The organism is Vibrio comitans (assembly GCA_024346835.1).
Classification (GTDB): domain Bacteria; phylum Pseudomonadota; class Gammaproteobacteria; order Enterobacterales; family Vibrionaceae; genus Vibrio; species Vibrio comitans.
Genome location: AP024867.1, coordinates 1,436,492 through 1,462,042, shown reverse-complemented (window position 1 = coordinate 1,462,042; position 25,551 = coordinate 1,436,492). Strand labels below are relative to the sequence as shown.

Below are 25,551 nucleotides of genomic sequence, written 5' to 3'. Positions count from 1 at the left end.
GCACAAGCTGAAGGTTTTCTTAGGACGAGAACGCTCACTTAAATAGAGTGAGGGACTCAGATTATAACGTGTTCTTGTAAATAACACCGTCTTTCATAATGAGATCTAAGCTTTCTTTAGGCTTAGTCAACAGTGAAATATCTTTTAGTGGGTTGCCGTCAACAATAATCATGTCAGCATAAGCACCTTCTTTGATTACTCCCAAGTCACCGTCTTGGTATGGATTACGAAGGCCAGTTTCTTCTTTTAGCATGCGGCCATTGTTGTAAGTTGCTTGCTTTAATACTTCAACAGGTTCCCAATATTCAGCTCGTACGGCAAACTCGTTATTTGCTTTTTGTTGAACTTCTAGGGGGCCTATAACGTCAGCACCGAACGCAATTTTATCGTATCCAGACTCTTTTAAAATTCTAATTTGGTTTTTCGCACCATCAATAACTTGTTTTGATTTTTGAGCATTTTCTGGACCAACATAAGCGACAATCACTTCCCATGGTAGAGATAACATAGTGAAATATGGAGAAATCCACGCATCTTTTTCCATGATAGCGTCCATGCCTTTTTCTGTCATCAACGTACCGTGTTCAATTGAACGAACACCTGCATCCAAACTACGAATTATTGATTCATCATGATATGCATGCACCATTACATAAGCTTCGTAGTCATCTGCTGCGCGCACAGCTGCTTCAAGCTCTTCTGGTAGATACTGTTTAGAATATAGAGGACCATAACTTGATGACGTACCACCACCGGCCATCACCTTAACTTGAGTAGCGCCCCCACGTAATACTTCTCTAACACAGCGTAGTACTTCATCTTTGCCATCACATATCAGTTCAAAACCTTCAGTAGTTTGTATTTTAGCTGGGGTATTACCCTGAAAATTTGGATGGGGAGTATTAAAACTACGATGATCACCGTGACCAGATGTTTGTGAAATAACTTGGCCAGATGAGTAAATTCTAGGACCGATTACACGGCCATCTTCTACAGCTTTGTGGATGCTGGAAGCAGGTCCGCCTGCGTCACGTACCGTTGTATATCCTCTCATTAACCAGTCTTCAGTTACTTGAGCTGTAGAAATACCCCAGTACATCCAGTCAACATCATCCTTCAATCTATCTAATTGTTCAGGAGCAGCAAGGTGAGTATGAGCATCGATAAGGCCCGGCATTAGAACTTTGCCTTCACCATCAATAATAGTTGCGTCGGCATGAGCGTCACTCTTGTCGGCTTCAATTTTTTTGATTAAGTTATCTTCCACCAATACATTGATTTTCTTAGTGACTCCATCGCTTGTACCGTCCCAAACATGGACATTAACGATCAAAGTTTGAGTGGGTAATTCTGTTTTATCTAGTTCAGCAAAAGCGCCAACTGATAGTACAGATAAACCCATGGAGACTAATATTTTGTTTAATTTCATGAAATCACACCTGTGTTTAATTTAATGATGGACAATCTATTTACGAATGAGTAATCAAAATTATCGACAACTTAATGGTTTAATTCGTGGTTTTTCCTGAAGCCATTCAAATTAACAGTCAACACTATTGTTACTTCTGTCATTACTTAACTTCAACTCTGGTAACTAGTTGTCGTTAACTCTTTTCTATTTTTAACGCTAAAATGCAATTCATCGTGACGGAGATTTGTTGAACTTTATATGTTTTTAAATTGGTTCTACCACTTAAAAGCCTTCTAGGTTGAGACTCCAAGTCTAGCATTGGAGGATTTAGTAAAATTATCTATTTACGCCATAACTGCATGTATTTATTATAAATGGCGATTAAATTAAACGTGGGTCTAAATAGAGTTATTGCAATGTAAGTGATGGCTTGAATCTGCAGAACGAGTTGCAAGTAACTATGGTGACTAGCTTCTATGTACGGGACTTGGTGGTTGCGCTGCCTGTCCTCAATCATGCCTGCTAAAAAAGACTTAGGTCTACTATAGTATGAAAAGGCTACTGGATTGCCATGGAGCCTTTTTCATAAGCATTTCATACAGATGTCAGACTTAAAAGGATTTTCTATTTTGATGGTGGTTGCGAATGATATTGATTAAAAAGTGCCTATTAATAAGTATGTTTATTTTAGTGAGCAGTGTTGTTACTGCTCAAGAAATGAAGGCAATTACTTGGTATGACTTACGTCCTCAATTAGAAACTGTCGAAGACCCCTTTGCAAAACTAGATCCTAATCAACTCTACCTTTTAGGAACAATTTCTCGTTACCGAGAAGAATTAGAAAAAGACAACTTTCAATTATCAGAGAAAACAGTAGCTGAAGTTAAGAAGATTGAAGCAGACTTTATTGAAGCTGGTATTGATGTAGATGAACTTTTTGCAAAGCAACAAATAATCACAGAACAGAGAACAAAACAAGCTACGCTACCCAATGATAAGGTGTTGGGTAAAACACTTCGTATACCGGGCTTTATTACTCCTGTTGAAATGGAAGGGACTAAAGTTACTAAATTTTTCTTAGTACCGTCACCTGGTGCCTGTATCCACACACCACCGCCACCCCCAAATCAAATAGTGTTAGTCTCGTTTCCTGATGGCATAGAATTGAATGGATTAGACACGCCATTTTGGGTAGAAGGGGAATTACTTAATCAAAATGTAACAGCTGATGTCAACTATAGCGATGGTGCCAGTAATGTTGAGTCTGTTTATCAAATGTCTGCGCAAAGTGTGGAGTTGTATAAAATTAATTAATTCATAATTAATGATAAATATTGTTGCTATTAGCTGAGTTGAAAAATAGATTCGACTCAATTGAATAGGCACCGACTCTAACTCATTTCTATCCAAAAATGAGTTTGTTCGATTAATCACTACATAGCTTGAATTGAGTCTTTCCCTGCTTTTTATCATCCGGTTGTTGGCTCTATACTTGGGGAAAAGTCAAAAGACGTGCTGGTGCGAGTTCTTGTAACACGTCTTTGTTCACAGTGAGTTTCAAAAGCTTGTACATCAAATACAAAGGGTAAGTAATTGCATTAAGCTAATTTACCAACGCGATTGAATGTATTGATCAAAATTGCATACTCAATTAGCGCAACATCATAATTATCAGCATCGATAGTTTTGCATCTAACAACCCCTTCAATAACCGCATTTAATTGGTCTTTATTTAATTCAGTTATTTCTTTCTCTGAAAACTTTGCTAATTCTTCGCTGTGCATATCAATACAATAGCTACAGCCGTTTTGTTTTGAGATTTCTAAAGCTACATAAGTCGCAGAAACTGGATCATCACACGCTTTAAGCAAGTCACTGTAGATAGTTCCGAGTTTTTGTTGAATGTTAGATAGTCGCATAATTGTTTCCTCTTGATGAAAATTGAAGGATTGAAACCAGAATAAGGTTCGCCCCGAATGAGCGTGAGTGAGGGCGTTTGATTTCCATCACCTCCTACTTGATGCAGTAAATATAACTCGACCAATACATGACTTAAATGATACGTTGGCTATATTATTTATAGCCATGAGGTTATATATGAACATCCCGTCGCTTTATGATCTAAGTATTTTTATTGCTGTTGCCGAAGCTAAAAGCTTTAGTGAAGCCGCGAGCATTAAAGAAGTCTCTCAACCTGTTGTAAGTCGAACTATTCGAAAGCTAGAGTCGACAGTTAACGCTTCATTATTTAAACGCACGACTCGAAAGGTAAGTTTGACTGCTGAAGGAGAGTGGCTTTTATTACGGGCTAGAGCAATTCAAAGTGAGCACACCGCTATTCTTGAGCAATTTCAGCGTCAAAGCGGAGAAGTGTCCGGGGAATTAATTGTTGATGCCGCCACACCTTTTGCGTTGCATGCCATTATTCCTTTGCTAATGGAATTAGGTGATCGGTATCCAGAGTTAAAAGTCACACTTGTTAGTAGCGAAGAGAGAGCTGAACTCCTAGACACCAAAATAGATATAGCGATTCGAATTGGAGAGCTAGAAGACTCGACAATGAGAGCGCGGAAAGTAGGGGTAACGAATCGAGGGCTCTATGCTTCACCCACTTATATCGAGAAGTATGGTATTCCAAAAACGGTGAAGGAGCTTCGAGATCATCAATTACTTGGGTTCTACCCGTTTACCCGGCTAAACAAGTGGCCATTAGAAGGCGCGCTAGATGGCAATATTATTTCAGAGGTTGCCTCCAACTTGAGTAATAGCGGTGAATCACTAAAACAGATGGCAATCAACCACTTGGGAGTGGCTTGCTTGTCCCGTTTTACTGTTGCTGCAGATATCAAAAATAAACGTTTGGTACCTGTTTTAGAGAAAAAGTGGAAGGATGAAAACATTCCCATTTATGCAGTATTCTACACGAGCAAAAAACAGAGTTTGAAGACCAAGGCTTTCATCGATTTCCTTATTGAACGAATTGAACTTTAACTAATAAAATAGACTACTGATAGAATGCGACTTGAGTTGCATCAATGTGATAAGCGGCCTCAACGTTAGCTGACCCGTCGGACAACACTACATTTTGTTTTGATCTCTGTGTTGATAGTTGCCCGTGCACCCAGACAGGGGTGTAAAGATCAGTGATCTTGAACCCTTGGTCGAACTGCACCAAAACAATTTGGTTCATCGGAGGAGGAGGAGTGTGAATACACGCACCTGCAGTCGGAACCAATAAAAACTCTGTAGAACGCCCACCATTTAGGTCTAATGGTATGAGGTATCCAGCTATCTTCACTTTTTCACCAAGTAAAGTGGAATCGATCATAGTGCTAGCCTTTTTTAGTTTCTCTTGGCGGATCTTAATGATTTCTTCAACATTGATGCCAGAGTCTTCTAAGGTCTTTTGGGCTCGAGAAGCTTGTTGTCGCTGTTCTTCTGTCGGTGAGTTTATTTGAGAAATAGTAATGAGTTGTTGAAACAAGCTCTTGTGCAGAATGCTCAACTGAACAATTGAGTCGGGCATCGTTATTTTTGGTGCTAACATTGACCAGTCTACTTCACGTGTTGCAAAAGCTGGATTAGATAAAAGTATGGCAAGAATAGGAAGAACTAAATGGCGATGCATCGATATTACCCCAGTTTGTAAACAGGCTACAAAGGTATAGCCTGCATTAGTAATCGGAAATTAAAGTTGAATGTTTTCGCGAAGACTATCTTTTCGCTCTGGATAACGTACAGCCAGCCCAGCAAACTTGTCAGTAGACTGGTTATTAAATTTCACAAAAGTACCACCGACCATTACATGAGGTATTCCACGAGGAGGCAGACCGTTTGTTCCTGTCGCGTAGCCTGCCATATCTTTCACCAATGATGGGTCAAATATGGTAATGTCTGCAACTTTCCCAACTTGTATACGTCCTCGTTCATTCATAAATTCAAGTCCAGTTTGTCCTAAAAATTTTGCTGATACGAAACTCAACTGGTTAACTGCGTTCATTAAAGAGATGTCGTGCTCTCGTACTAAACGTAATACCCGACTGTGCGATCCTGCTGTACGAGGATGTCCTTTAAATTTAGAAGGATCGGTGCCCCAGTGGTGTGTCGGATCAGTACTCCACATTGCGTCACTTGCAACCGACATATTTTCTTCTTCTAGCCATTCAGGGAGCCAAGCTTTACGAGAGGGATTAAATACGACTACGGATCTTCCTGGCTCTTTTTTAACAACTTTTTCGTAGTCTTCTCGATCTAAATACTTGTCTTGAACTGGGTCATACATGGTTTCGCTATAACTCATGCCAAATACATCTTCATAATATTTAGGTTGCAATAAGTCGGCTCCAATTGAAGTCGATAATGCCTCGTAGGGGTAATATTCTCCCCATACGATATGCCCTTGAGAACGAGCTGCTTTCATCTTGGTTTCAATTTGTTTCCACCCATAATCATTGTTGTGTGAATAGAGAAGTGGTGCACCTAAAGCCATTGCGTTTGTAAACAGTTCGTCGAAGCCAAGGGGCGCTTCGTTGGGTGTCTTGCTATATCCATGAAATCGCGAATGACCAGAGGTTGGACGTTGGTATTGTGCTGCGATTTTTTGAGCTTCGTACATTTCCTTAGTAGAAACGCCATCTTTGGCATAGCCGACTGTGGTTCCCACGCATAGTGCACCTTGCTGAAGATTTTCATCAAGAATTTTAATGATGGCGCTCAGTTGCTCTTCATTGGCAACGGTCACTGACCAATCGTCAATACCATCTTCGAACCTAGAAGCACCGCGCAACGTAAATAATTCATTAGCATCAACAGGGTCAGTAATAGCCATTTTGTCCATAACCATCATTCGAGCCATTTCATGAGATACGCATGTCCCGTAATTGATAGGCCATTTGCCTTCCTCTCGGTCATACCACTCTCTAATGTTCATAGCACCCACTTCATAATCCATCGCGGTGGTAACGCCATCCATCATAGCCATCTTAATATTGAACTTATTACTAGAGTGTGTGTGGGTATCAATGAAGCCTGGTGCGACAACAAGTCCTTTTACATCGACCGTATTATCACTAGGCAATTCCTGTTTACTGATAGCGACAATCTTTCCATCTCGTATGCCTACGTTTCGAACGCCATCAAATTGACACTCTGGGTCCATAACTCGGCCATTGGATAACACAGTATCAAATCGTTGGTTTTGTACGTTTGTATTGAATTGGCATTGCTCTTCTTTGTTAAAGGTGTACGCAACCTTGTCGAGAGGAGTTGAGTCTGCATTAACAGCGAAAGGCGAAAGTACCGTAGCAAAAATAGATAGAGTGAATTTGTGCATATTAATTCCAATTTGACGAGGAGAGTTGGCCATAGTTTATGCAGTTATCTCAAATCACTATTAGCATTTCACGCCAATTGAGTGTTAGGGATTAGTAGATAGTATTAACCCTCTGCAACAGAAGCATCTTGGGCTATTTCTTACAGCGTAAAAATTGCTTAGATGACCTTTACGTACCTAAGAGTTAAATATGGCGCTAAATGCTAATTAAACTATTTGGTTATTCCGTAGCATCCACTAGACCCTTTCAGCCATTCGGATGAATCAGACAATTCATGATCCGGTGACTGTCTTTTGGATTAAATAACTATTGGAGATCAAATCATGATCAATTTTTTTAACTCGCATCCAATGTTTTCTTTATCTGCAAGTTCTGTATCAAATCAGGTGGCAATGACGTCAGGCTGTTTTGACCCTAACCACGCCAATGTTAGTTCAGTCTATGAGCAAGCAGTGAATACATTTGGCGTGCTAGATAAGCAATTAAAAGAGATGAATTTAACTAAAGATCACATTATCGGTGCCGATGTCTGGCTGCTACTTAGAGCAAAAACAGAAGAAGGCACACCATACATTGCTCCTGAAGACGCCAAGCAACTGAACAAAGCATGGATAGAGTACTTTAACGATCGTCCAAAACCGACAAGTGCAACCGTTGGTGTTGGGTTCATGATTCCCACATTTTTAGTAGAAATTCGCTTTTACCTAGCTAACTGATTGCGTTTCAACTTACCGAATTCAAAGGACAACTGTCATGTCAAAACATCTTTTACGTACTGGTATGAGTAAATTACCGAAAGCAAACCTAGGATTTTTCCCCACTCCGTTACACAAGCTTGACAATATATCTAAAGATATAGGGGTAAACATCTTTATGAAACGCGAAGACTTTTCGGGTCTAGGTATATTTGGGGGGAACAAAATTCGCAAACTGGAATATCTAATGGGTGAAGCGATAAATAAAAACTGTGACACCGTGATTACGTATGGCGCAACCCAGTCAAATCATGCCTTACAAACCATAGCTGCCGCCAATAAGCTCGGATTAAAAGCAGTTGTACTATTGGTAGAGTTTGTTAAACCGAAAGAATTAAAGTCAAACTTTCTGTTGAATCATGTAATGGATGCAGATATTCGAACGATTCCCGTTGGCGATATGAATATTGAAGAAATTACTAAAGAAGTAATGGTTCAAGGTCGTGCGATCGTAGAAGAGTATCAAAGGAGAGGGCATAAAGTATTTGACTGTCCTGTAGGTGGGAATAATGAGTTGGGGTCAATCGGTGCTATTGATACCTACCTTGAAATATCAGAACAAATGCATGGGTACGGCGGAGTCGATTATATTGTTCAAACCACAGGAACTGGCGGATCGTTATCTGGATTGCAGGCCGCACGTACTGTAATGGGCGAAGACAACGCAATCGAGATTATTTCTATATCTGCTGCACCTCGAGAGGATCTAGAGCGCTATTGTTTGGATATTTCAACGATAGCCTCTGGTAGCTTAACTAAGTTAGGGATTGATAAGAACTGTACGCCTTCTCATTTGAAAGTTGATTGCAGTTTTGTTGGTCAGGGTTACGAATTACCTTCAGAAGGTGGAACTAACGCCATTCATTATGTCGCTAAACGCGAAGGAATTACATTAGATCCAACCTATACGGGTAAAGGATTTGACGGGTTACTTCATTACGTCAACTCCGGTGTTATTCCTCAAGGTTCAAATGTGGTTTTCATCCATACAGGTGGCTCTGTAGCGCTTTTCAGTGAATCTGAAATAGTAGGGGAGCTGGGTAATTCAAAGACGTCTAATGCAAATGATGACTAGTTGGTTAAGTTACCAACAGTTTCGTTGAATAGCGGTGTAGTTCGTTATTGCGCGCATAGGTAGGAGGGCTAATAAAGATTTAGCCCTCACTACGGGTCCTCTACTATCTGATTTTCTAAGGTTTCTAAAATGGTAAAACTAATTTCTGGAGCTACGCTGTTTCTGGGATACGCTCTTTTCTCGGCGAGTATGAAGCTTGGCGACTTTTTTATTACGGCTGGTTCATTAGGAGTGGACTCCGTTACGACACTGTCTAATGGGTTGACTATACTTATCGCCTGTAAGCTTTTCAGTACCATAATTGGGTGTGTAATTTTAAACAAAGTCGATAGCTTCAGCGCGTTTAAGGTAGGAACGTTAATGTTCACTGCTGGTGTGGCAATAGTGGGTGTTGGTATAGGAGGGTTAGCTTTCTCTGAGCATATGCTCAGCAAGGCCTTCATAGGCTTAGGTGGTGGTTTTATCTTGGCCACTATTAACCCGTTAACAGCTATGCTCTTTCAAGAGAAGGAACTCAGTATTGTCAGTGGGGCCAACAACGCGGCGCCTAATATAGGAATTACAGCACTAATAGTATCAGCGAGTTTGATTATGACTCAGTTACATTTGCCAATGTATCTGTTTGTAGGCATCGCTTTACTCCTTGTATTAACGATGCTTGGGTTACGCACCAAAGCAAAGCCTATCCGTCGAGATAACGCCCCCTCAAGTGGTGTACTAAATGGGGTGAAATCATTGTTTAACCTCATATTTGCAGCAGCATTTTCAGCTGTCGTAGCATTTTTTACGCTTTGCTTTACTTTTCTTGAACCTGCAATGGTTACTCCATTTTTGTTAGCGGCAATCGCAGGTAGTTTTGTTGGGACAGGATTAGCAACCATCTGCAACTATCGCGTGGTAGCCATTTCAGCATCTTTAGTTGGTGCAGTAGGTGCTGTTATATTTATCAGTTCGGGTAACGCTTACGCGGGTATGATTTGTGGTTTTTCGCTATTCTCTAGTGTCACAAGCTATATGATGCTGGCATTTAAGAGGGAAGGAGTCACGCCTGCAAGCTTAAGTATTACGTTTATGTTGCTTTGGGTGTTTAATGATCTGTTCGTCCTTGTTACTGGGGCTGTTTATGGTCGACTCTCTGCAACAGATGGGGCGACACTCCTAATTGTTTTTGCTGTAATTTACCCTTTACTGACTTTGATTTTAGTCACTGGAAAACAAAAGAACGTGGAACTGATCCCAATTAATCATAGTTAATCAGCCAAAATCTAAGTTTGTTCTTAATCTATGGAGATCAAACGACTATTGGCTTGTATTCATATAAAAAGATGGCAATTCCAATGACTGATGTTGTACCTCTAATAAAGTTAAGCTATGCAAAATCAATTGTAAAAAGATTCCTAGAACTAGATTCTAGCAATTACGCATTGGCAGAAATATCGGAACTTCCGCAAAGTTTTTATGAGTCTGATAAGGGGTTCATTCCAATAGCACCTATCCAAAATTTCTGGCAGTTGCTGGCAGAAAAATATCCTATAGACATTCTCATCTCTAACTTTAATCAAGTTATAGACGAGGTTTTTGTCCCAGACGTCATAGTACACATGAGACCATCACAGAATATTGAAGCAGCACTGAATTATTTTCCATCCGCGATGAAGATGGCAACTGGCTACACTCGAGTCGAATTGGAAAGTGATTCGCTAGGAAATGCTACTCTTCAAAGAGAATTTCCTTTTGGGAGTAGCAAAGAGACGTTATGGAGTGAGTTGTTCACAGTGTTGTGCTTTTGTCGTGTTATCCAAGCATGTGGGTTACCGAATTTTAAGCCTATTAAAATCTGCTTTCATCACACGGAACTGAGTCCTTTATTAGAATCTAGTCATCTAACTGATATCGAACTGATTGGCGGTTACTTCAGGACTGGAGTTGTAGCCTCGAATAGAGACTTGCAGAAAGATTTTAAACCTCAGATTGAAAAATGCCTTTTTTCTAGTGAAGGCAATATAAACTCATTTCAAGAAAGTGTTGTGAGCGTAGTGCAACTCTATATTGGAACTAACGACTCCATTGAAGCTATTGCCAAACTTATAAATATGTCGAAACGAACATTACAGAGAAAATTGAGCCAACAAGGTACGAGTTACAAGGAAGTACGCGAGATTGCAATGGCAAATAAGGCTAAACCAATGCTTAAGCAGGGGATGAGTTTAGCGGATATTTCAGAAGCGTTAGGCTATAACCACATATCCTCTTTCATTCGTGCTTTTAAGCGTGTTACAGGGAGTCCCCCGTCTAAATGGCGAAATGGGTAATCGACATTTAGTTCAAGGTGAAATGATTTTATTTTGAGCAATTGGCTTTGGCTTTTCATCGTTTTTATTAACTTAGAGCAGATAAACCTGACTGCCTGAAATGCACTTTGGTGCATCTAACTTAAAGCGCACAAAAGTAGTTGATTCAGCACTAACTTAACAAGTCCGCCAGAGTGGTTTTTGTCCAGGTGCGCTGTTAAGGATATTTACCGATGTAGAAGCAAGTTGCGAGCAAATTTTGTAATAGAATCATGGTTATCGATGCTATTCATAATTCTGTGCCTGCTAATTTTCCCATACATCAACTAATCCGTGATTTTCTAAATTAGTAAACTCACTAACTCATTTTTCCCATATTCGAGTCAGCCTATTGCTAGCAAGCATCTACTGCTCCTTTTTATGCGTATAATGCTTAGTAGTCACCCAATTGCTCATGGCATACTTATTTAAATGTTCTGGATAGTCATATTAATCATAATCGCGTTGTGCGTCTTCCTGCCGGGCCTGTGGGTCAAGCATGTGATGGAAAAGTACAGACAACCGGCTGATCGCTACCGCAAGCAGGGAAATGGTGGTGAGCTTGCTCGCCACCTGCTGGACAGTTTTGGCTTGGAGAACGTCGATGTAGAGGAGACCCCAGTTGGTGATCACTATGATCCGGTGGCTAAGGCTGTGCGTCTGACTCCGGACAACTATTCTGGATACTCACTAACGGCTGTAACTGTGGCCGCTCATGAAGTGGGGCATGCCATTCAGGATTCACGTGGAGAGCCGTTGTTTCTAGCTAGGCAGAAGCTCGTAAAGACTGCCATGGTCGGCGAGCGTATCGCCGGAATAATGCTAGTGGCAGCTCCTATTGTTCTACTGCTAACCCGCGTGCCGCAAGCGGGAGCGATAACCATAATAATAGGTGTTGTTTCTATGGCATTAAGTACCATGGTGCACTTGTTGACTCTTCCGGTTGAGTTCGATGCCAGTTATGGCAAGGCTCTGCCAATCTTGCAGAAAGGCGGCTACTTGCATGATGGTGACATGGTGCATGCGGAGAAAATTCTCAAGGCGGCGGCACTGACCTATGTCGCTGCCTCGTTGACCAGTTTGTTAAACTTAGGCCGATGGATCGCGGTGCTTCGCCGGTAATGGTTGCTTAATGCCAGAGGTTCAACGAATGCTATGTCATTTGTCCCAAAAAGCCTTATATGCGTATGTACCTATAAAAGATGTGATAGCTTTTAAGCTCTGTAGGGAAGGAGTAGGCAGAGTTAATCGCAAGAGTTCAATACCTAAAAAGCGACGAAAATTTAGTGCAGGTCAAAATGGTTTGATATGGGCTAGGGTACAGTGAAATATGTCTTTTTTGAGGTAGCGATAACAATGGAACGTTGTGGTCAATGTAAGCAGTTCACTAGAACCAGAGAAAATAACAAAGACCTTTGTGGAGCCTGGGAGCAACCCACTTCAGCCAAGAGGCAGGCCTGTGAGTTTTTTATGCCTAAAGGATTTAGTTTCTTTGATAAAGACTCCACTAAGAGCACTCCTAAAGAATAACGAGAAATATTTCTGCTTATTCGATGAGATCAGTGAGTTTACTTTAAAGAAGCTTCAGATTTGAAGCGAATTTGAATTAGTTTAAGGGAGAAGTTTCCTGCTTGCTTGTCCGCGATTAAAAAGCCCATCTTTTTGATATTTTGTGCAGAAAGATCAGGTGCTCCGGATAGGAGTCGTCCCCTAAACACTGCTTGAAAATCGTCGAGATGAAATTCCTTAGTCTGTGTCTGCCCTTTGCTGGTTGAGAACTCATGCTTATAGGTGACGCTGTCACTATTACTCTGTGTTGATAACCTGAGCTGATATGTCCTTCCATCGCCAATGTATACTAACTCTATCCCAATCTTGTCAGATGATAGTGGTAGTATTGACCGGCTAACAGAGCTGAAACCTCCGTTGTTTGCTAATGAAAGCCCCCCTTGAAACAGACTATGAGAACCATCAAAGGTGAGTTGTCCCTGTGAAATGCCTCCCATTACGTTGTCGTTGGTCGCCCGCCACTGTTTATGCTCGCCGTATTGGGTGAAATCAATCATAGTTTCCTCTGAAGCTGTAGCAAAATGACCAATGAACAGACACAAAAATAGGGAGGCGCTTAAGCGAAGCCCTTGCCTAAATCTTGATGCGATGCTGGGAATGGCATTGTAAGAGTCGTTAGGTGGAGTCATTGTAGTGGCTTGTTTGCTGTTAATGTAATGCACCGATTCAGAAACTCTTCATAGCTAGCCGTCTTGTCGTACTCTATCTTCAAAGACCCATGAAACATGAGAGTCACAGTGACATCCTTGAAGCCCAACCAACAGGTGTATCCGTCATAATCATGCCAGGCGTGAAGGTCTGCAAAGTTGTACTTATGGTCTTCTTTTACTCCTGACGAGCGAATGCTTTCAAACACTTTAAGAAAGTCCATAACGGTCAGGCGATTGTCCATTTTCGTTCCTTTAATTGATTCGCAGACGATATTGGGTACTTACGACTGAGTACTGTGTGTCGATCACTAGTGATTAATGAGCCTTGTGGTTAAATACAAATACAGCTGAGCAGTAATAACTAGAAAATGGTTTCCTGTCTATTTTTGATGCAGAAAAGTACGCTGATTAAAATAAACAGAAATGCAAAGTAATAGCAAAACGAAGAAAGTGACGCTAAAAAGTCTAGATGCTGCTCTATTTGCACTTCAGTATAGTTTTGAGACACTAATTTGTAGTAGTAAGCATATAAAACGCCTATTGAACCGTAGCCGAGATTAAACATCAGCCCCTTAAAACTTAATACTGTTGCCCTGTTGTGTGATTCGGTTTTTCTGTTGAGGTGATAGCTGATGAAAATGTTCATCGTCATGATAATGAATATCAGCAGTAGTACGGGAACAACCCCATAAATTGGCCATCCTAAGCTAATCCAGTAGTAGGTCGCTACGGTAGCTAACCCCGCAATCACGAGAAAGGTCTTTGGTTCAACGCTCTCCGCTAATTTTCTGCTTTGCCCAGCCAAAAGTATTTTAAGAACGCTGACTCCTGCACCTATCAAACCAAAATAGATGATAGGAATATCAATAGCACGATAATACTGACTGTTCATGGTTAAGAACATACGTGAGGTGTGCTCAAACAGGCTGTAATAGAGTAATATAAAAAGCACATAAGGAGTTGAAAGTACCCATTGCCCAGTTTTTAGCGTTAACTTTAGGCTTGCTACTGACGTGGCTAGTTTATTGTCATGCCTGGTTAATGCTTTGCTATCTTCTTGCATATTTATCGCGGCATAAATGGCAACCATGGCTACCAATAGAGTTGCAAAAACCGGTATGCGCATGATGTCTTGGGTGGTTTCAGGTTTTGATAGGCCAATAAAATGGTAGATATGAGTCATAAAATCAACATCATACATAGCTGCGCCGACAAGAGTAACGACAATGCCGATACTTGAAGCGATGCGAAGTTGAATTTGTAACACCAGTGGCCATGCTTCTTCTTTGCCATGTTCTTTTAATGTGTCATAAGCCAATGCTTCGTCAGCCCCGCTCGCCAATGCCATGGCTAAACCGCTTAAGATTCTATTAACTAAGAAAACAATGAACACCAAATCAGGGTTGCCAGTGGGCACCACCGCGATCAACCCGATCTCTATAAACATGATCACCGAAGACAGGACTACCAACTTTTTTCGCCCTAATGTGTCGGCAAACGCACCCGATGGAACCTCTGCGAGGACGATAGTCGCGGCCCACACCACGTTGAGCATCGCAAATTGTGAGAGGGTCAATCCGTAGTCTAGAAAGAGTAGGGTAAAGATGGGATAGTAGAAACGTGCAAAGTAACTGCTTCTAAACATCAGGTAGTAGCGCACATTAGGGATTTGAAGAATTTCTCTGAACGTCATGAATCTTCAGCATTTAGGACAACATACCTTTAGGTATATACCTGATTTGGTTTGATGGTAAAGGTGTTGCTTTTAAAATCTTTCCAGATTCAAGGTGAGATACGTGTGAAGCAATATTACGATGAGATTTTCGTTGGTATAAAAAACGTCACTCAGGCTAACCTGAGTCTAACTTTTTGACTGAAAAGTGCCTTGAAAAAGTATGGGTTAAATGTACTTCAAATACTTAATTAGTTTTTAGTTAACGTCGAGGTGGTAGTGAGCATTATTTACACAAGGATGAGGCATGTACATTCCAAATAAGTTCAGACAAGAGAATATAGAACAGTTGCTAGGAGTGGTAGAACAATACCCTTTTGCCACACTCACAGCACAATCAGAAGACGGTATTGAAGCTGTGCATCTACCTTTAATGTTAGAGCAAGTGGATGACAAATTACTTTTGAAAGGACACATAGCAAAAGCAAACCCACTGTGGAAGAAAGTGCATAGCGGATCCAATGTACTTGTTATTTTCCATGGGCCTAATTGTTATATTTCGCCGAATCATTACCCAACTAAATTAGAAAATGGTCGTGCTGTACCTACGTGGAATTATGTTGTAGTTCATGCAAAGGGTGCTATTTCATTTATAAAGGATGTTGATTGGATATACAGCATGATTGATCAATTGACGGCTCAACATGAAGTTAACTCACCTTATCCTTGGTCAATATCTGATGCGCCTGATGGGTTTATTGAGAAAATGTTGCCAGCCATCGTCGGTATTGAAATAAAGCTAAGAGCTATTGAGGGGCAGTGGAAGCTAAGTCAAAATCAACCCGAAGTTAACCAACAAGGGGTTGTAAACGGTTTGTCAGCACTAAATGAACCCTCGGCACTAGAGGTTGCTTCTTGGGTACGAGCACAAGGCAAATGACCGGGACGACAAGAGTTGAAAGATCATTTTTAGCGTATCGCTGGGTTTTATTACCTTGATGCATAGCTGATATACCCATTAATCATTGTTGAATATCTCATATACAGAATATCATTCTCTTTGTTGGGTTGGTTATGATGATTACACGGTTGATATTGTTCGCAGTGTTAAAAGTGAATAAATAGTCAATGAGTTGGTATCGATAGGGTATGGTAAAGTGATTAACTTCGAAGGTAGTGGAAAAAAGGCAGTAAAAGGTTCATATATAAAATCATCAGATAAACCTGTTGATGCCCTTCAGTTGGCAAATGAGATCATATTAGAACTAAAAAGAGATAACTCCCGATATGTGAGAGAAATAGCGAGCATTAAAAAAGAGAATGCGCACTTGCATAGACAGATCTCACAATCTCTATCTCCTTTGCGTTAAGGCAAGTGGGGCTTATCGCACAGAGCTTGATTGTTCACATCGAGCCAAAATATATCTTTCAAAGAGTGATAAAAAAGGCTGAGAACTTAACTGCTCTCAGCCTTTTTTAGTCATAAAATTAGAAAAATCTTATAGCTCTGAGACCGTGGCCCATACCGCTGCCAACATGTCATGGCCGAACGCGACACTGCGCTCTGGAGACCAGCCGTAAAGTTCATCAGCGTGACTGATATGATCTTTAAATGGCATTTCTACTGTGTATGACAAGCATTTAAATTGTTCAGCTACCCAGTTCGAACCAACGGTTAGGTTCGCTTTACCTGGTTCGTCTTTGTCATAGCCAATTTCATCTTGAAATTCTGGTGTGATGGTCAACAAGGCTTGTTTGAAGTGCTTTTCCAGATGAGCAATGCGCTCGTCGTAAGAGGGAATGCCTTCACTACCCGCTACGAAGTTATATGGAATAGCCTCATCACCATGGATATCTAAAAACATATCGACACCGAGTTCCAACATTCGCTCTCTAACAAGAAACACTTCTGGGCTGCGATCCATTGATGGTGTTTGCCACTCACGGTTCAAGTTAACGCCAATCCCGTTAGTACGAAGATGACCTCGAATGCTGCCGTCTGGGTTCATGTTAGGGACAACACGAATAACCACTTTGTCGAGTAGTGAGCGACCAACCGTATCGGTTTCATCTAACAGGCGTTGTAAGAAGCCTTCAATAAACCATTCAGCCATTGTCTCGCCAGGGTGCTGTCGTCCAATTACCCATACATTTTTCTTTTCGGGATTCGGCTCTCCAATAGTCAGTAGGCTGATGTCATTGTTATCTAGCGTGTGGCCTAGTGTCTCTAGCTTGCAAGCAGGGTGTGTTTGCGCGCTGTGCAAAAGATCTTGGTGGCGGTCGTATGAGTAAGGCGCGAAATACGCGAAGTACATAGAATCATGTTCTGGGATGATATCGAAGGTTAATGCATCGCCATCGAACTTAGCAGGAATGCGGAACCATTCTTCACGATCGTAAGAAGCGACTACATCGTAATCATTCCAACCTTCAGGATAAGCCGATGTTGCTAAACCGCTAATGGTAAAATGGTGATTCTGTTGTGCTTCGTTTTCTAGGCGGAAGTGGAACCATTGTGAAATATCGGTTTGGTTGTCGGCTGGAATGGTAAGTTGAATATCATTTGGTGAAGTTGCTGATACAACGTTGATGTTACCACTTTCAAAGTTACTGAAAATTTTCATTTTGATGAGTTTCTCGTGATTGAGGTGCACCTAGACTAGCACAAATTATCAGAGAACTATCACCGTCTCAGAAAACTCTATATTGACCCTAATTAAAACAAAGAAGGGGCACTGTAGGCCCCTTATTTTCGATAAAAGTTGCTTAGGCTTCACTCTTTAAAGGCACCTGATAGACACCATTGTGATTATTAGCCTTGATTGCCCCAAATAGTGAAATAAGTGACGCACAAAACATGATGCCGACCATAGGCCATAGTGATTCTTTACTTAGCAAGGCCGCGAGAGCACTAATGCTCGCAGCGGTAAAAAATTGCGTAGCGCCAATCGCAGCGGATGCGACGCCAGCGCCTTTCCCAAAGTGCTTCAGGAAGCTAGCGTTAGAGTTGGCCATGATCCCACCGTTGGCGGAAATGCTGATAACAAATCCAATGACCGCAAACCACAAGTTGCCGGGGGCAATAATCTGCGAGGCGATTAATGTTGTTGTGCCAAGCACTTGAAGGCCGATAAAGTTAACCAATAACTTTTCTGGGGAATGGTGGCTCAATAGGAATGAATTGATTCGATTTACAATCGCAACACCGATGACATTTACTAAAAAAAGCACAGAAAACAACTCTGGGGTCACACCAAAATGAATCATGTAAGCAAACGCGCCATTTGCAATAAATGTCATTAGCACAGAGAAACTAAAACTTTGAGAGACCATGTATCCCAATGCTTTGGACTCTGTAAACACGTCTTTGTAGCGTACAGAAGTTGTTGATGAAGGGCGTTTCTGGTCTTTTGGTAAAACGCGAGTAGCCATAAAGGCTACCACTAGAGCCAAGCTGCCAGAGATAATAAATATCCAATGCCAGCCTAGTATATTCATAATTGCTGTACCTACAGAAGGGGCAATAGACGGGGCAATCATGCTAATAAGCGCAATGAGCGCGAACAGTTTTGCTGACTCACTGCCTTCTGTGTTATCTCGAATTGTGGCAGGAACACCAACCACCGCAATGCCTCCGCCTAAAGACTGCAAAATACGCCATAACCAAAAACTATGAACATTTGCTGCTAATGCGAGCATGACGCTACAAAATGCAAATATCACTAAGCCAGCCACCATTACCTTCATTCGGCCAAACTTGTCAGATAGCGGGCCACCAATTAACTGGCCTATGGCTAAGCCGAATACATAAATGCTGACCGTAATTGAGATCATCGCTGTATCTACATTCAGCTCTTTGGCAATGCTTGGGATTGCGGGCAAGTAGCTATCGATGGCAAATGGAGTCATCGCAAATACGGCTGCTAGGAGCACAACGAGACTACGGCTAATAGAATTTTTCATTAATACCTCATTTATCTTTCTAGAAAGATAATAGGTGGATTTTATCTTCCTAGCAAGATATATTTCAATGAGTCGCAATCACAGTGAGTTGTCGAAAATGTCTCAACAAGAAAGCCTAGAAACAATTTTGAAGCATGGAAGAACAAACTGGCCTGAGGCGTTCGATAGCTTTAGGCCTACGATCTTGATGATTCATCGAATACACAGCCTTTTAGATGATGATTTAGAAGAGATCATTATTGAGCATGATTTACAAAAGGCCGATTTCGGTATATTGATGACGTTAAGACGTAGCGCTGAACCCTACTGTTTATCTCCGACTGATTTATATCGCTCAATGCTATTTAGTTCAGGAGGATTGACAAAAGTCCTTCGCCGAGTGGAAAAGTCAGGACTAATTGAGCGATTAGAAAACCCGGAAGATGGGCGTAGTAAATTGGTAAAACTGACTGAGCTAGGACGAAAACTCATTGAGCAGGTAGCGTTTACTCTGCATCAACAAGAGCAACGTAAATTAGATATTTTGACGACAGAAGAAAAACAGCAACTAGATAAACTCCTTAGTAAAGTGCTTGGGCATTGGGAGTGAGGGGTTTCTGTGGAACTACGTTACTGACATAAAGCATCTGAGATGATAGTCAGCATTGAAATAGGGTGCCGCTACAAACTGCTATGGCACCCTATTTTATTTATGCTAGATCAACCCACCAATGTAAATGATAGCGCCGTATATGGCCACACCAGCAAGTACTGGTAAGCCAAGGGAGCGTTTCCAATACCAAATTAGTAAGGTAAACAGTGTACCTACGATAGTCGCTATCCAAGATACAACCGAAGGTGTTGCCGGTATCAGTGATGTACCAAACATCGCCGCTATCATAGTGGGCCCCAATACTGATAGCCAGGTCGGAATATTATCCAATGATCCCCCTTGGTTACGACCTTTCATACGTCGCGACATCCACAACATAGGCAAGAGACGCATTGCGAAGGTTCCCGCAGCGATGAGCATCATGACAACCCATAGTGACTTATCCATGATCAGGCTCCTTAGTGAGTGAGGTAGATCTAACGCCATAATAGAGCAGAGCCCCACACAGCGCAGCCAAGGGGATAGCAGCGTTTGGATAGCCAACAAGCTTTAAAATTAGGGCGACCACACTTGTACCTGCAAGTGAAATAGTCCACAGCAAGGTGTTGAATTTCGGCGCGAGTAGCACTAAAAATAATGCGGGTAGCGCAAATGGCAATACTTCACCGAGTAAAGGCCATTGAGCAATAAGTTCAGCACCAGCAATGGCTCCTAATGCAGTGCCGCCAATCCAACTAAACCAGGCCAATAGAGCAGCACCAGCAAACCAACCTAGGCGTTCGCTTGGGGCAAGTTGCGGCAGACGAGTATGTGCCAGAGCGAAGATCTGATCGGTTAAACCATGAAGAAGCGCTATCCACCAGGGACTCTTGGTTAGGTAAGGCGCAATATTAGGGCCATAAACCACATGTCGAGCATTAATCAGAAGCGTCATAACCACCACTAGCCATAGCGGGGCACCAGAGGCAACCATAGCAACAAACAAGAATTGAGACGCTCCTGCGTAGATGAACACCGAGATGGCGATGGTTTCCCAAACACTGAAGCCTGATTGCAATGCAATGACGCCAAAAGAGATCGCAACCGAGATATAACCACCCATTAGGGCTAAGGCATCGGTCGCTCCAGCAATCCAAGGCTTCCATACTGAAGCTTCACTATTTGCGTTCATGAGCACTTTCCTTGTTGGCATAAATGATGGTGACGAGTAGCGTTGCTCCCGCAGTAGTGGTTCGATAAACATGTGACTTGTCGGCTGGGAAGCGATGAAAGTCACCTGCGGCTAAGTGCTTGATATTGTTTTCTTCTCCAGTTTCAATCTCGCCAGATATAACACTGATAGTTTCAACGGTTCCAAGGGAGTGTGCTTTGGAAATTTTGTTGGTATGCGGCGCGCAAGACATCCAATAAGCGTCTACTTGCGGGTCATCAGTTCCTCTTTCAATAAGCTGGACTTGCATGCCATTGTCTTCGATAGGCGTGTTAACAGAGTCAACTAAGCTACCAAAGGAAGTATCTAACTGCATTGCCAAACGCCAGATCGTATCAAGTGTAGGGTTACCACTGCCATTTTCTAGGCGAGATAAATTGGATTTCGCGATACCCGCATCCGAAGCTAATTGAGAAAGTGAGATTCCCTTTGCTAGACGTAATTGCTGAAGGTTGCGTCCCAAAACAACGAGATTTAGCTCATCCATAGACTTTCCTAAAATGTTCCATATATAGAACGTTCTATATAAGGAACGGATGAATGTCAATCAAAAGTTGGTGTTATTTTGTGCATGAGTTTGCTGTACTTAATAGTAGTTAGAGGGGCAAGTAGGGTGTTGATGTTCTTCGAGCGAACTTGGTGGTTATTGTGTGAGTCTCTATCAAAGAGATTTCTATGAGTTGATCACGGGGTAATCACGACTTACGCTTTACTATCATCATGATTTTATAGAGGTTATCTAAATGAAGTCACTGCTAGCAATACTTGGTGTATTCATTTCCACAGAGATTTTTGCAGAATCAAATATTCAGTTTCAAGCTCCGTTAACAAAAGATACGGTTCAGTTTGCTGTTATAGGTGACCTTACTGGCGGAGAAAGAAAAGGAGTCTATTCAGATGCGGTTAATGCGCTTTCGCTTATGCAGCCTGACTTCATTTTATCTGTAGGTGATTTAATTGAGGGAGGCACAGAAGAACTGGCTACGATGAATTCCGAATGGCGAGCATTTGCCGACATTACAAAACGCAGTGAAATCCCGTTTTACCCCGTTGTAGGTAACCATGACATCTCAAATATAAAAATGCGTCGTTGGTGGGAATCGCAAGTCGGGCCTCGCTATTATCATTTTAAACATCAAGATCTGTTGTTCCTGATGTTAGATTCTGAAGATTTCACAGAGCAACGTTTTAGTGAAATTAAAATCTTGCGCAACGAAGCGGTGAATCTGTATAAAACAGAGGGTGAGGAAGCCTTTGCTGAAACAGAGTATGCCAAGTTAAAGGAGCGACAGTTTGGCAAATTAAGCGATGATCAAATTGATTATTTTTTGTCAGTTCTCGAAAATGATGAAGGTGTTAAATGGGTGTTTGTTCTGATGCATAAGCCTTTATGGGGAGATGCATCAAGTGGATTTTCGACACTAGAGACCGCTTTACAAAAGTTTCCATATACCGTGCTGAACGGCCACGAGCATACTTACTATTACGAAAGTAAAAACGCTAGGGACTACATTCAACTAGGGACGACAGGGGGTGCCTTTACACCTTCAAATCGAGGATTTCATATGGATCACATAATGTGGGTATCGGTGTCTGAAGAAGAAGAGCCCAAGTTTATCAATCTAAAGCTTGATGGGTTAGTTGATAAATATGGAAAGCCTATTTTAACCAATGCGAAGAAATAGCTTATTTGTATTAAGCAACGTTTTACAAATTCGATGAATTAAAAATAGTAGGTTGCAAACGGGTCTTGAGTGCCATTAACGAGTAGTGGCATCACTAAAATATGATATTGCATAAAGAGCGCCTAAGCGCTCTTATTCATCCCTTAAGCAGGCTTGTCTCTCATGTAAAGAACTGCACTAACAACAAGGCTTGCGACAGAAATGGCGAACACTGCATAGATATTTAGGATCCATGCGAGTGTGGCTGATAGAAATGAAATGAATGAAAACATTCTACTGAATGACATTACATGACCTAGTTTTTTTCTTTTCATAACGCCTCCCAAAACTGAGTAGGTCGAGACAATAGGGGTCTCGGATTACCTAGTTATCCTCTCAATTTATGTACAATTTAACCTAAAGAAACAGGTAAATTTCTATCAAAAAAGATAGGAGTTTGAACTCGTAGACAGAATTCAACGTGAGTAGAACTCGGCATGAGAACAAGGTCGCTTAAATCGAGTAGTTTGATAGATCGAGTGCTATTGCATTGCCTAATGCTGCCAAGTAATTACTAAGATAGCATGCCTTATTTGATATGTTGGAAACTCACTTTATTCTCTTTTGTGCAGATACAAATTCACAACTAAGCTAATAGAATTCCGTTAGTTCAAACCACAGGGTAAAAATGAACATAACTTCAAAACGTTGCATCAGGCTTTCATCGTCAATACTACTCACCTTATCCTTTGCTGCATGCTCTAACGAGAAACAAGAATACGTGGGTACCGGCAGTATTACTCAAGGCGCAGCTAAGACTCTCGAAAAGAATATTTTTCAGTGTGAGAATGGACGTAGCCGAGTTGCGGGTATTGGTGAGATAACTGATGCACAGGGCAAGGTTTGGACGGTGCCGGCAGACAATAATTTTGCTTCTGGCCCCAAGGCTGTGGATTTATATGAAGAGTGCAGTGGTATTACTCCGAGAAGCATTGCCGAAGTAGATCAGAATTCAGTTCCAGTGGTAATTGTGGACCCAGATGGAGAGGAAGTTACCGGTTATATTTTTGCGGATAACTATTTTGAACTCTATATCAACGGAACACTCGTTGGTGTTGATAGCGTTCCTTTTACGCCGTTCAACTCTAGTATTGTGAAGTTTAAGGTGAGTAAGCCATACACGATAGCCGTCAAGGTGATTGATTGGGAAGAAAACCTTGGATTAGGCTCTGAGAGCAATAGAGGTAAGGCATACCACCCTGGGGACGGGGGCTTTATTGCCAGTTTTAGTGATGGCACCGTCACTAGCAAAGACTGGCAAGCTCAAACCTTTTATACGTCACCCATTTATGACCTTTCATGTTTAAAAGAAGCCAATGGACAACGTTTATCAGACGAGTGCACTACTCAAGGTACTGACAATGGGCAAGATGCTTACGGTGTCCACTGGCAGACACCGAGTAACTGGATGACCAAGGAGTTTGATTCATCGTCTTGGCCTCAGGCAACTCTGTATACGGAAGATGAGATTGGTGTAAATAACAAGAACGCCTATATGAACTTTATCGAGAAGTTCAGCGGCGCGGGCGCAAGTTTTATCTGGTCAACGAATGTTGTTTTGGATAATGAAGTCTTATTGAGATACCAAGTAAAATAGCTCGATTCTTGATTCATTGCATGATTAGTAAGGCCTGAGAGCAAAACAGCTTTCAGGCCTTATTGATTTCATAGCAGGCGGTTTATAGCACCTAAACGGAGATCAGAACGATGAAGGGATTAACTCGCAGCCGCAATCTGCATTGGGATCTCATTTCTGCGTTTAATGATGTATCGAAGCCTTAATAGCATTAGCACAGCCGCAACGGTTAAGCCCAGGAGTATCCCAATCCAAAACCCCGTTTCTCCCATTGGAGGAACTATGTAGTAGGTTAATCCAAGTATCACTCCAAGAGGGAGAGCTAGTCCCCAGTAGGAAGCGATAGCAAGCATCATTGGCACTTTTGTATCTTTGTACCCACGCAGTGCACCGTTGGCAGAGGTTTGTAGGGCGTCACTGAACTGATAAATAGCCGTTAAGGTCAGCAGGGTCGCTGCCGTGGCGGTGATGGTAGGATCTGAAGTGTATAGCCTAATGAGAAACTCAGGGAACAACAGTAGTGTGGCAACAGAGAGTAACGATACCAATCCAGCTACTACAATGCCTATCGTGCTTCGTTCAATTGCGCTAGATTCCTCTTTTTCCCCTAAGGCATGGCCGACACGAATGGTTATGCCAAATGAGATGCTCATAGGGATGACGTAAGTCAGACTCGAGATATTTAGTGCTATTTGCGCAGCAGCAACATTCTCAGCTCCAATACGTCCAATTAAAAGTGCAATGACAGCAAAAATGCTGCCACAAACTGCTATGTTCATTCCAATAGGTAGGCCTAGCTTTAATAGATGGATCATTTCTTTTGATCTTGGCTTAGCGTCTGTAAAACGAATGATGTTCTTATAGTGGTGATGACCTTTTATATAGCTATACAATAACCCAGACATCAACCAATACACCAAGCTTGTCGCATAGCCACAGCCCACAGCCCCAAGTTCAGGAAACCCAAATTTCCCGTAAATGAGAACATAGTTAACAGGGATGTTAATCAGCAGTCCAATTACCGAGACAATCATGGGTACTTTTGTATTGTTCATCCCCTCGCACAGCCCGTTAAGGGTATAAAACAACGCTATACCTGGAACACCAAACGCAAGAGCAAAGGCGTAATCACTGGCAATGGGAATGATTTCAGACGCTACACCTATCCACTCCAATATCGGCTTCGCGTTGGTGAGATAAGTAATGAGCAATACACTTGCGAGCGAGGCAAGCCATACCATTTGAAAGAACTCTACAGAGATCTTTGGGAAGTTTCTAGCACCTCTGTGATAGGCAACAACCGGAGTTAAAGCCATGATGACGCCTCGTAGCAACAACAGCACAGGCACCCAGAGACTGGTCCCTAGCGCAATAGCAGCGAGATCCGCTGGGCTTACTTGACCGGCCATTGTGGTATCGACAAAACCCATAGCTTGGGTCGCGATTTGAGTCAGAATGATAGGGATGGATAGGTGCATCAATGCACCCGATTCACGAGTAAAAAGACGGAAGTTCGTTAACATGAGATGTCTTAACACCAATATAAATGCACCAGTGATGGCAGGATGGCGATGTGCATTTTAGGGTGTGCCCGTTAGGCGGCGCCAATATAAACACGTTATTTATTTGGGTCAAGTTCTGCTGAAATGCAGGCGATTTCTAACGCCAATGCAACTAACATATTCAGTAGC

At 41.8% G+C, this 25,551-nt stretch carries 25 protein-coding genes; 11 read left to right on the top strand and 14 right to left on the bottom strand.

Annotation, left to right across the window (positions count from 1 at the left end; translation table 11 throughout):
• Positions 1 to 61 precede the first annotated feature (61 nt).
• Positions 62 to 1,429 (bottom strand): metal-dependent hydrolase family protein, encoded by a 1,368-nt coding sequence (locus OCU46_RS20015; protein ID WP_141269082.1) that lies wholly within the window; start codon positions 1,427 to 1,429, stop codon positions 62 to 64.
• Between the two features lie 627 nt (positions 1,430 to 2,056).
• Here OCU46_RS20015 and OCU46_RS20010 point away from each other — a divergent pair.
• A complete protein-coding gene (locus OCU46_RS20010) occupies positions 2,057 to 2,725 on the top strand; it encodes a DUF3299 domain-containing protein (protein ID WP_141269084.1) in 669 nt (222 codons plus the stop codon).
• 284 nt (positions 2,726 to 3,009) lie between these two features.
• Here the strand turns inward: OCU46_RS20010 and OCU46_RS20005 are convergent, their stop codons facing one another.
• Positions 3,010 to 3,330, bottom strand: coding sequence for a carboxymuconolactone decarboxylase family protein (locus OCU46_RS20005; protein WP_141269086.1), 321 nt, complete (start codon positions 3,328 to 3,330; stop codon positions 3,010 to 3,012).
• Positions 3,331 to 3,397: 67 nt separating this feature from the next.
• Here OCU46_RS20005 and OCU46_RS20000 point away from each other — a divergent pair, with 67 nt between their 5' ends.
• Positions 3,398 to 4,402 (top strand): LysR substrate-binding domain-containing protein, encoded by a 1,005-nt coding sequence (locus OCU46_RS20000; protein ID WP_141269088.1) that lies wholly within the window; start codon positions 3,398 to 3,400, stop codon positions 4,400 to 4,402.
• Positions 4,403 to 4,415: 13 nt separating this feature from the next.
• Here OCU46_RS20000 and OCU46_RS19995 read toward each other — a convergent pair whose 3' ends face one another.
• Positions 4,416 to 5,039: a DUF3299 domain-containing protein gene (locus tag OCU46_RS19995; RefSeq protein ID WP_141269090.1), complete on the bottom strand. Its 624-nt coding sequence runs from the start codon at positions 5,037 to 5,039 to the stop codon at positions 4,416 to 4,418.
• 60 nt (positions 5,040 to 5,099) lie between these two features.
• The gene (locus OCU46_RS19990) at positions 5,100 to 6,743 is read right to left on the bottom strand and encodes an amidohydrolase family protein (RefSeq protein ID WP_167495329.1); all 1,644 of its coding nucleotides are present in this window, start codon (positions 6,741 to 6,743) and stop codon (positions 5,100 to 5,102) included.
• Positions 6,744 to 7,067: 324 nt separating this feature from the next.
• Here OCU46_RS19990 and OCU46_RS19985 point away from each other — a divergent pair, with 324 nt between their 5' ends.
• The 5 genes from OCU46_RS19985 (at position 7,068) to OCU46_RS19965 (ending at position 12,026) form a co-directional block, all read left to right on the top strand.
• A complete protein-coding gene (locus tag OCU46_RS19985) occupies positions 7,068 to 7,460 on the top strand; it encodes a RidA family protein (protein ID WP_141269094.1) in 393 nt (130 codons plus the stop codon).
• Between the two features lie 37 nt (positions 7,461 to 7,497).
• Complete coding sequence (locus OCU46_RS19980; RefSeq protein WP_141269096.1) at positions 7,498 to 8,574, top strand: 1-aminocyclopropane-1-carboxylate deaminase/D-cysteine desulfhydrase; 1,077 nt, start codon at positions 7,498 to 7,500, stop codon at positions 8,572 to 8,574.
• A 129-nt stretch (positions 8,575 to 8,703) separates the two neighbouring features.
• Positions 8,704 to 9,828, top strand: a complete 1,125-nt coding sequence (locus tag OCU46_RS19975; protein WP_141269098.1) for a hypothetical protein — start codon at positions 8,704 to 8,706, stop codon at positions 9,826 to 9,828.
• A gap of 83 nt (positions 9,829 to 9,911) precedes the next feature.
• Positions 9,912 to 10,886 carry a helix-turn-helix domain-containing protein gene (locus tag OCU46_RS19970; protein ID WP_167495330.1) on the top strand — a complete coding sequence of 325 codons (975 nt, stop codon included), beginning with the start codon at positions 9,912 to 9,914 and terminating at the stop codon, positions 10,884 to 10,886.
• A 450-nt stretch (positions 10,887 to 11,336) separates the two neighbouring features.
• A complete protein-coding gene (locus OCU46_RS19965) occupies positions 11,337 to 12,026 on the top strand; it encodes a zinc metallopeptidase (RefSeq protein WP_141269102.1) in 690 nt (229 codons plus the stop codon).
• 446 nt (positions 12,027 to 12,472) lie between these two features.
• Here the strand turns inward: OCU46_RS19965 and OCU46_RS19960 are convergent, their stop codons facing one another.
• The 3 genes from OCU46_RS19960 to OCU46_RS19950 all read right to left on the bottom strand — a co-directional run bounded on the left by OCU46_RS19960 (position 12,473) and on the right by OCU46_RS19950 (position 14,816).
• Entirely contained in the window at positions 12,473 to 12,970 is a 498-nt protein-coding gene (locus tag OCU46_RS19960; protein WP_141269104.1) for a CIA30 family protein, read from the bottom strand.
• Between the two features lie 128 nt (positions 12,971 to 13,098).
• Positions 13,099 to 13,365: a DUF3081 family protein gene (locus OCU46_RS19955; protein WP_141269106.1), complete on the bottom strand. Its 267-nt coding sequence runs from the start codon at positions 13,363 to 13,365 to the stop codon at positions 13,099 to 13,101.
• A gap of 119 nt (positions 13,366 to 13,484) precedes the next feature.
• Positions 13,485 to 14,816, bottom strand: a complete 1,332-nt coding sequence (locus OCU46_RS19950) for an MFS transporter (protein ID WP_141269108.1) — start codon at positions 14,814 to 14,816, stop codon at positions 13,485 to 13,487.
• A 286-nt stretch (positions 14,817 to 15,102) separates the two neighbouring features.
• Here OCU46_RS19950 and OCU46_RS19945 point away from each other — a divergent pair, with 286 nt between their 5' ends.
• Complete coding sequence (locus OCU46_RS19945) at positions 15,103 to 15,735, top strand: FMN-binding negative transcriptional regulator (RefSeq protein ID WP_141269110.1); 633 nt, start codon at positions 15,103 to 15,105, stop codon at positions 15,733 to 15,735.
• Positions 15,736 to 16,294: 559 nt separating this feature from the next.
• On the opposite strand, the gene OCU46_RS19940 is transcribed toward OCU46_RS19945, so the two are convergent.
• Positions 16,295 to 17,419, bottom strand: a complete 1,125-nt coding sequence (locus OCU46_RS19940; protein WP_141269112.1) for a M14 family metallopeptidase — start codon at positions 17,417 to 17,419, stop codon at positions 16,295 to 16,297.
• A 142-nt stretch (positions 17,420 to 17,561) separates the two neighbouring features.
• Positions 17,562 to 18,758, bottom strand: coding sequence for a multidrug effflux MFS transporter (locus tag OCU46_RS19935; protein ID WP_141269114.1), 1,197 nt, complete (start codon positions 18,756 to 18,758; stop codon positions 17,562 to 17,564).
• A gap of 67 nt (positions 18,759 to 18,825) precedes the next feature.
• On the opposite strand from OCU46_RS19935, the gene OCU46_RS19930 reads away from it, so the two are divergent.
• Positions 18,826 to 19,347, top strand: coding sequence for a MarR family winged helix-turn-helix transcriptional regulator (locus tag OCU46_RS19930; RefSeq protein ID WP_244311337.1), 522 nt, complete (start codon positions 18,826 to 18,828; stop codon positions 19,345 to 19,347).
• A gap of 105 nt (positions 19,348 to 19,452) precedes the next feature.
• On the opposite strand, the gene OCU46_RS19925 is transcribed toward OCU46_RS19930, so the two are convergent.
• The 3 genes from OCU46_RS19925 to OCU46_RS19915 are packed head-to-tail and all read right to left on the bottom strand — an operon-like array spanning position 19,453 to position 21,047.
• On the bottom strand, positions 19,453 to 19,797 hold the full coding sequence (locus tag OCU46_RS19925) for an AzlD domain-containing protein (RefSeq protein WP_141269116.1): 345 nt from the start codon (positions 19,795 to 19,797) through the stop codon (positions 19,453 to 19,455).
• Positions 19,790 to 20,521 (bottom strand): AzlC family ABC transporter permease, encoded by a 732-nt coding sequence (locus tag OCU46_RS19920; protein WP_141269118.1) that lies wholly within the window; start codon positions 20,519 to 20,521, stop codon positions 19,790 to 19,792. Before OCU46_RS19920 ends, OCU46_RS19925 begins: the two co-directional genes overlap by 8 nt.
• Entirely contained in the window at positions 20,508 to 21,047 is a 540-nt protein-coding gene (locus tag OCU46_RS19915; protein WP_141269120.1) for a helix-turn-helix domain-containing protein, read from the bottom strand. Before OCU46_RS19915 ends, OCU46_RS19920 begins: the two co-directional genes overlap by 14 nt.
• Before the next feature lie 256 nt (positions 21,048 to 21,303).
• On the opposite strand from OCU46_RS19915, the gene OCU46_RS19910 reads away from it, so the two are divergent.
• Complete coding sequence (locus tag OCU46_RS19910) at positions 21,304 to 22,245, top strand: metallophosphoesterase family protein (RefSeq protein WP_141269122.1); 942 nt, start codon at positions 21,304 to 21,306, stop codon at positions 22,243 to 22,245.
• A 143-nt stretch (positions 22,246 to 22,388) separates the two neighbouring features.
• On the opposite strand, the gene OCU46_RS19905 is transcribed toward OCU46_RS19910, so the two are convergent.
• Positions 22,389 to 22,559 (bottom strand): hypothetical protein, encoded by a 171-nt coding sequence (locus tag OCU46_RS19905; RefSeq protein WP_167495331.1) that lies wholly within the window; start codon positions 22,557 to 22,559, stop codon positions 22,389 to 22,391.
• 353 nt (positions 22,560 to 22,912) lie between these two features.
• Here OCU46_RS19905 and OCU46_RS19900 point away from each other — a divergent pair, with 353 nt between their 5' ends.
• Entirely contained in the window at positions 22,913 to 23,881 is a 969-nt protein-coding gene (locus OCU46_RS19900; RefSeq protein WP_141269124.1) for a hypothetical protein, read from the top strand.
• A 119-nt stretch (positions 23,882 to 24,000) separates the two neighbouring features.
• Here the strand turns inward: OCU46_RS19900 and OCU46_RS19895 are convergent, their stop codons facing one another.
• On the bottom strand, positions 24,001 to 25,383 hold the full coding sequence (locus tag OCU46_RS19895; protein ID WP_141269125.1) for an MATE family efflux transporter: 1,383 nt from the start codon (positions 25,381 to 25,383) through the stop codon (positions 24,001 to 24,003).
• Between the last annotated feature and the right edge of the window lie 168 nt (positions 25,384 to 25,551).

Excerpts from the sequence above, each read along its gene's own strand:
- OCU46_RS20015 (WP_141269082.1), bottom strand. The coding sequence starts at position 1,429 with ATGAAATTAAACAAAATATTAGTCTCCATGGGTTTATCTGTACTATCA.
- OCU46_RS20010 (WP_141269084.1), top strand. The coding sequence starts at position 2,057 with ATGATATTGATTAAAAAGTGCCTATTAATAAGTATGTTTATTTTAGTG.
- OCU46_RS20005 (WP_141269086.1), bottom strand. The coding sequence starts at position 3,330 with ATGCGACTATCTAACATTCAACAAAAACTCGGAACTATCTACAGTGAC.
- OCU46_RS19995 (WP_141269090.1), bottom strand. The coding sequence starts at position 5,039 with ATGCATCGCCATTTAGTTCTTCCTATTCTTGCCATACTTTTATCTAAT.
- OCU46_RS19990 (WP_167495329.1), bottom strand. The coding sequence starts at position 6,743 with ATGCACAAATTCACTCTATCTATTTTTGCTACGGTACTTTCGCCTTTC.
- OCU46_RS19985 (WP_141269094.1), top strand. The coding sequence starts at position 7,068 with ATGATCAATTTTTTTAACTCGCATCCAATGTTTTCTTTATCTGCAAGT.
- OCU46_RS19980 (WP_141269096.1), top strand. The coding sequence starts at position 7,498 with ATGTCAAAACATCTTTTACGTACTGGTATGAGTAAATTACCGAAAGCA.
- OCU46_RS19975 (WP_141269098.1), top strand. The coding sequence starts at position 8,704 with ATGGTAAAACTAATTTCTGGAGCTACGCTGTTTCTGGGATACGCTCTT.
- OCU46_RS19970 (WP_167495330.1), top strand. The coding sequence starts at position 9,912 with ATGACTGATGTTGTACCTCTAATAAAGTTAAGCTATGCAAAATCAATT.
- OCU46_RS19965 (WP_141269102.1), top strand. The coding sequence starts at position 11,337 with ATGTTCTGGATAGTCATATTAATCATAATCGCGTTGTGCGTCTTCCTG.
- OCU46_RS19960 (WP_141269104.1), bottom strand. The coding sequence starts at position 12,970 with ATGATTGATTTCACCCAATACGGCGAGCATAAACAGTGGCGGGCGACC.
- OCU46_RS19955 (WP_141269106.1), bottom strand. The coding sequence starts at position 13,365 with ATGGACAATCGCCTGACCGTTATGGACTTTCTTAAAGTGTTTGAAAGC.
- OCU46_RS19950 (WP_141269108.1), bottom strand. The coding sequence starts at position 14,816 with ATGACGTTCAGAGAAATTCTTCAAATCCCTAATGTGCGCTACTACCTG.
- OCU46_RS19945 (WP_141269110.1), top strand. The coding sequence starts at position 15,103 with ATGTACATTCCAAATAAGTTCAGACAAGAGAATATAGAACAGTTGCTA.
- OCU46_RS19940 (WP_141269112.1), bottom strand. The coding sequence starts at position 17,419 with ATGAAAATTTTCAGTAACTTTGAAAGTGGTAACATCAACGTTGTATCA.
- OCU46_RS19935 (WP_141269114.1), bottom strand. The coding sequence starts at position 18,758 with ATGAAAAATTCTATTAGCCGTAGTCTCGTTGTGCTCCTAGCAGCCGTA.
- OCU46_RS19930 (WP_244311337.1), top strand. The coding sequence starts at position 18,826 with ATGAGTCGCAATCACAGTGAGTTGTCGAAAATGTCTCAACAAGAAAGC.
- OCU46_RS19925 (WP_141269116.1), bottom strand. The coding sequence starts at position 19,797 with ATGGATAAGTCACTATGGGTTGTCATGATGCTCATCGCTGCGGGAACC.
- OCU46_RS19920 (WP_141269118.1), bottom strand. The coding sequence starts at position 20,521 with ATGAACGCAAATAGTGAAGCTTCAGTATGGAAGCCTTGGATTGCTGGA.
- OCU46_RS19915 (WP_141269120.1), bottom strand. The coding sequence starts at position 21,047 with ATGGATGAGCTAAATCTCGTTGTTTTGGGACGCAACCTTCAGCAATTA.
- OCU46_RS19910 (WP_141269122.1), top strand. The coding sequence starts at position 21,304 with ATGAAGTCACTGCTAGCAATACTTGGTGTATTCATTTCCACAGAGATT.
- OCU46_RS19905 (WP_167495331.1), bottom strand. The coding sequence starts at position 22,559 with ATGAAAAGAAAAAAACTAGGTCATGTAATGTCATTCAGTAGAATGTTT.
- OCU46_RS19900 (WP_141269124.1), top strand. The coding sequence starts at position 22,913 with ATGAACATAACTTCAAAACGTTGCATCAGGCTTTCATCGTCAATACTA.
- OCU46_RS19895 (WP_141269125.1), bottom strand. The coding sequence starts at position 25,383 with ATGTTAACGAACTTCCGTCTTTTTACTCGTGAATCGGGTGCATTGATG.